Consider the following 5,514-nt stretch of genomic DNA (forward strand, 5'->3'; position numbering starts at 1 on the left):
TCACCCGACCGCACACCCGCCACATCCACCAACGCATAGAACGCCGTCACAAAAGCCACCGGCACCGACGCCGCCTCGACGAACGACCACCCCTCCGGAACCCCCACCACCACCCGCTCATCCACCACGGTGGACGAGCCGAACCAGTCGCCGCCCAGCCCCATCACCCGGTCGCCGACGGCCACGCCGGTCACTCCGGGGCCGATCTCGGTGACCACTCCTGCGCCTTCGCTGCCCATGCGCGCGCTCTCCGCGCCGGGGTAGGTGCCCAGCGAGATCAGCACGTCGCGGAAGTTGACGCCGGCCGCGCGGACGTCGACGCGTATGTCGCGCTCGCCGAGCGGCCGGGCCGCCGCCGTCTCCGGAGCCGGGGCGATCCCGTCGAGCGCGGCGCCTGGCGTGGTCCGCAACCGCCAGGGCGCCTCGGGGAGTCCGGGGGTGTTCGGTACCGCGGTGAGGCGCGGGACGAGGGCCTCGCCCCGCCGGATCGCCAGTTGCGGCTCCCCGGTGCCGAGGGCGGAGGGCAGGGCGGCGAGTGAACCCGGGTCGTGGTCGAGGTCGGCCAGGACGAACCGGCCGGGGTGTTCCGACTGCGCGGAACGCACCAGGCCCCAGACTGGCGTGGCCGCGAGGCCCGGCACGCCCTCGCCCGGCCCCGCCGCGACGGCTTCCCGGGTGAGCAGCACCAGCTTGGCGCCGGTGGCGGCGAACGCCTCGTCGGCCAGCCAGGACTGCACGAGGTCCAGCGCGCGCCCGGCGGCGGCCAGCGCCTCCTGCGCCGTGTCCCCTTCGGCGCCGGCCGGGAGCGCCGGGCCCTGGGCCGTGCTCGCCAGCACGTACGCCGGTGCCGGGCACCGGCCGTCGGCCAACTGCTCGGCCAACTGCTCGGCCAGGCCGGTCAGATCGTCATGGCGTGACGTGCCGGCGTCGAGCCCGGCACCGGGGATCTCCGGGCCGACGAACGCGAGGACCGGTGCGGCCGCGGGCTCCGTGCCGGCGGCCGGCACCGGTACGGGGGTCCAGTGCACACGGTGCAGGGTGCCCGCGCCCCGGCCGGCCGCCGTGCCGGCGTCCTGGAGCGGGCGGGTCACCAGTGTGTCGGCGGATGCCACCGGCCGGCCCGCCTCGTCCGCCAGCAGCACCGACATCCCACCGCCGGTGACCGGCGCGAGCCGCACCCGCAGGCGCGACGCTCCGGTGGCGTACAGCGAGACACCGGTCCACAGGAACGGCAGTTCGACGGAGGTGAGGTCGTCCGCGCGGGCCGGCCAGGCGTGCAGGGCGGCGTCCAGCAGTGCCGGGTGCAGGCCGAATCCGTCGGCGGCCGCACGTGCCTCGTCGGGCAGGGTGACCTCAGCGTAGATCTCGTCGCCCCGGCTCCAGACCGTGCCGAGGCCGCGGAAGGCCGGGCCGTAGGACAGTCCGGCGGCGGCGAGCCGCTCGTACAGCCCACTCGTGTCGACCTGCCGGGCGCCGTCGGCGGGTGGCCAGTCGTCGAGGCCGGCGGGTTCGTGCCGGTCGGGGGCGGCGGTGAGGGTGGCGCGGGCGTGCCGCGTCCAGACGCCCTCGGTGTCGCAGACGTACACGCCCACGGCACGGCGGCCGTCGCCGTCCTCGGGGCCGCCCACCATCACCTGGACGCGCAGAGCGCCGCGGTCGGCGGGGAACACGATCGGCGTCTCGATGCTCAGTTCCTCCAGCCGGTCGCAGCCGACGGCGTCTGCGGCGCGCAGCACGGTCTCGACGAGGGCGCTGCCCGGGACGACCGCCCGGCCCCCCACCGTGTGGTCGGCCAGCCACGGGTGGGTGCGCAGTGACCAGCGGCCGGTGAACAGGTGGCCGTCGCAGTCGGGCAGGGGCACGCCCGCGTCGAGCAGCGGGTGCCCGACGGGTTCCATGCCGGTCGCGGCGGCGTCCACGACGGCGGACGTGCCGGAGTCGAGCCAGTGCCGGCGGCGCTGGAAGGCGTAGGTGGGCAGGTCGACGCGGGCGGCTCCGGTCGCGTCGAACACGCGGGACCAGTCCACCCGCGTTCCGGCGGCGTGGGCCTCGGCGAGGGACCTGAGCAGCCGGGGTTCGCCGCCGTCGCCGCGCCGCAGCGTCCCGACCACCGACACGTCGCTGCCGTGGTCCTCGGCGGTCCGCTCGACACCGGGGGTGAGCACCGGGTGCGGGCTGACTTCGACGAAGTGGCGGAAGCCCGCGTCGAGCAGACCGCGCACGGTGTCCTCGAAGCGGACCCGGGAGCGGAGGTTGCGGTACCAGTAGGCGGCGTCCAGCGTGGTCGTGTCGGCCTTCCCGGCGGTCACGGTGGAGTGGAACGGTACGTCGGAGGGACGCGGGGACAGGCCGGACGCCGCCTTCTCGACCTCGGCGCGGATCTCCTCCACGTGGACCGAGTGGGAGGCGTAGTCGACCGGGATGCGGCGGGTGCGCACGCCGTCGGCCTCGTAGGCGGCCAGCAGTGCGTCCAGGGCGGCGGCGTCGCCGGAGACCACGACGTGCGAGGGGCCGTTGACCGCGGCGACGGACAGGGCGCCGCGGTGGGACTCGACGACGCGGCGCACGTCGTCCGCGGGTGCCGTGACGGAGGCCATGCCCCCACGCCCGGCGAGTGCCGTCAGTGCCCGGCTGCGCAGCGCCACCACCCGCGCCCCGTCCTCGAGGGTCAGCGCGCCCGCGACCACCGCGGCGGCGATCTCGCCCTGCGAGTGGCCCACGATCGCGGCCGGCCGGACGCCGTAGGACTGCCACACCTCGGCCAGCGACACCATGACCGCCCACAGCGCGGGTTGGACGACCTCCACCCGCTCCAGCGCCGCCTCGTCCCGCAGCGCTTCGAGCAGGGGGACGTCCAGATGGGGTGCGAGCGCCGCCGCGCACTCGTCCATGCGGCGCGCGAAGACCGGGGAGGTGCCGAGCAGTTCCACCGCCATCCCGGTCCACTGCGACCCCTGGCCCGGGAAGACGAAGACGGGGCCGATCGAGTCGCGGACCGTGCCGGAGACGAGTGCGACGGGCTCCGCGCCGGACGCGTACTGCCGCAGCAGGTCCGCGCCTTCGGCTCCGTCCCGGGTGAGGAGTACGGCCCGGTGGTCGAAGGCGGTGCGGGCGGTGGCGAGGGTGAGGCCGATGTCGGCGGGCGTCAGGTCGGGGTGCGCCTCGGTGTGGGCGGCGAGCCGTGCGCACTGGTCACGCAGGGCGGCGGCGGACTTGGCCGACAGGACCCACGGCACCAGCGGGAGCGTCCGGGCGGTACGGGCCTCTTCGGCGGCCGGTGCCTCAGCCGTCCGGAGCTCTTCGGTGGTCAGCGCATCGGCCGTCCGGAGCTCTTCGGCGGACGGTGCCTCTTCGAGGACGACGTGGACGTTGGTGCCGCTGACGCCGAACGACGAGACACCGGCGCGGCGCGGCCGCTCGCCCCGGGGCCAGGGGACGGCCCGGGTGAGCAGGCGCAGGGTACCGGCGGACCAGTCGACGTGCGGGGACGGCTCGTCGGCGTGCAGGGTGCGCGGCAGCTCCTGGTGCCGCAGGCCGAGTACGGTCTTGATGATGCCCGCGACGCCGGCGGCGGCCTGCGTGTGCCCGATGTTCGACTTCACCGACCCCAGCCACAGCGGCCGCTCGGGATCACGCCCCTGCCCGTACGTGGCCAGCAGCGCCCCGGCCTCGATCGGATCACCCAGCTTCGTACCCGTACCGTGCGCCTCCACCACGTCCACGTCCGACCCGTCCAGCCCGGCGTCCGCCAACGCCGCCCGGATGACCTGTTGCTGCGCGGGACCGTTCGGAGCGGAGAGTCCGCTGCTGGCGCCGTCCTGGTTGACCGCCGTGCCGCGGACGACGGCGAGGACGCGGTGGCCGTTGCGGCGTGCGTCGGAGAGCCGTTCGAGGCAGAGCACGCCGGCGCCCTCCGCCGGGCCGAAACCGTCGGCGGCGGCGGAGAACGGCTTGCACCGGCCGTCGGGGGCCAGGCCCCGCTGCCGGCTGAATCCCATGAAGGTGCCGAGCGTGGGCATGACGGTGACACCGCCGGCGAGGGCGAGGCCGCACTCGCCCTGGCGGAGCGAGCGCACGGCCAGGTGCAGGGCGACGAGGGACGACGAGCAGGCGGTGTCCACCGTGACGGCGGGGCCCTGCAGTCCGAGGGTGTACGCGATGCGGCCGGAGACGACGCTGGTGGTGGTGCCGGTCATCAGGTGTCCCTCGATGCCGTCGGCGGCGTCCAGGGGCGGCCCGTAGTCGAGCGCGACGGCGCCGACGAACACCCCGGCGGCACGGCCCTTGAGGGAGGCGGGGTCGATGCCCGCCCGTTCCACGGCCTCCCAGGACGCTTCGAGGAGGAGGCGCTGCTGGGGGTCCATCGCGTCGGCCTCGCGCGGGGAGATACCGAAGAAGCCGGCGTCGAAGTCGGCGGCGTCGTGCAGGAAGCCGCCCTCCCGCACGTAGGTGCGTCCGGGTGCGTCCGGGTCGGGGTCGTAGCGGGCGTCGAGGTCCCAGCCCCGGTCGTCGGGGAACGGGGTGATGGCGTCGCTCCCCTCGCGGACCAGGTGCCAGAGGTCCTCGGGGGTGGCGACGCCGCCGGGGAAGCGGCAGGCCATGCCGACGACCGCGATCGGCTCGTGGGCCGCGGCCTCGATCTCGCGCAGCCGACCCCGGGTGTCGTGCAGGTCGGCGGTCACCCGGCGCAGGTAGCCGAGGAGCTTGTCATCTTCCGGCATCAGGGCCTCACATGGTCTTGCCGCGGTGTCAGAGGTCGGACGGCGCGCACCTGGCCGCAGGGCGCCGGGGAGTGTGTCGTGGCGGTCAGTCGGAACCGAATTCCCGGTCGATGAAGTCGAAGAGTTCGTCGGCGTCCGCCGACTGCAGGTGCCCGGACACGTCGGACGCGTCGGACACGTCGGCCCCGGGGACGGCCGCCGGTGCGGCGGCACCGTGTGCCCCCCGTCGCGGTTCGGCGTCGGCATCGCCGGGTGCGCCTGCGGCTTCGTTCGCCGCCAGCGCTTCCGCGAGGTGCCGGGCGAGGCGGGTGGCGTCGGGATGGTCGAAGACCAGGGTGGCGGGCAGGGACAGGCCGGTCTCGGCCTTGAGCCGGTTGCGCAGTTCGACCGCGGTGAGCGAGTCGATGCCTAGGTCCAGGAACCCCCGTTCGGCGGGGATCGCGGTGGCCGAGTCGTACCCCAGCACGGTCGCCGTGTGTTCCCGAACGGTGCGCAGCACCAGCTGCCGCCGTTCGTCGTCGCCGAGCCCCTCGAGTCGCGCCGGCAGGGAGGGGCCGTCCGGCTGCCCGCCGTCCCCGGCGGAGGCGACAATGCGGCGCCGGACGGGTGCGGAGGCGGGTGGGTGGTCGCGCAGCATGGGCTGGACGGCGCCGTGGGCCCCGCCCGCGGCCAGGGCCCGGGGGTCGAAACGCGCGGCCACGACGAGGCTGTCCGCCGACCGTTCGGCGGTGTCGAGGAGTCGCAGTCCGTCCTGCGTCGACATCGGCAGCACACCCATACGACGCATCCGCGC

General features: G+C 75.4%; 2 protein-coding genes. Both read right to left on the reverse strand.

Annotation, left to right across the window (positions count from 1 at the left end; genetic code table 11):
* A partial coding sequence (locus HZS56_RS38650; protein WP_253915510.1) for a type I polyketide synthase occupies positions 1 to 4,721 on the reverse strand: 4,721 nt, incomplete at its 3' end.
* 85 nt (positions 4,722 to 4,806) lie between these two features.
* Positions 4,807 to 5,514: acyl carrier protein (locus HZS56_RS37045; protein ID WP_216725199.1), on the reverse strand; the 708-nt coding region annotated here is incomplete at its 5' end.

The organism is Streptomyces mayonensis (genome assembly GCF_018982965.1).
Classification (GTDB): Bacteria; Actinomycetota; Actinomycetes; order Streptomycetales; family Streptomycetaceae; genus Streptomyces; species Streptomyces mayonensis.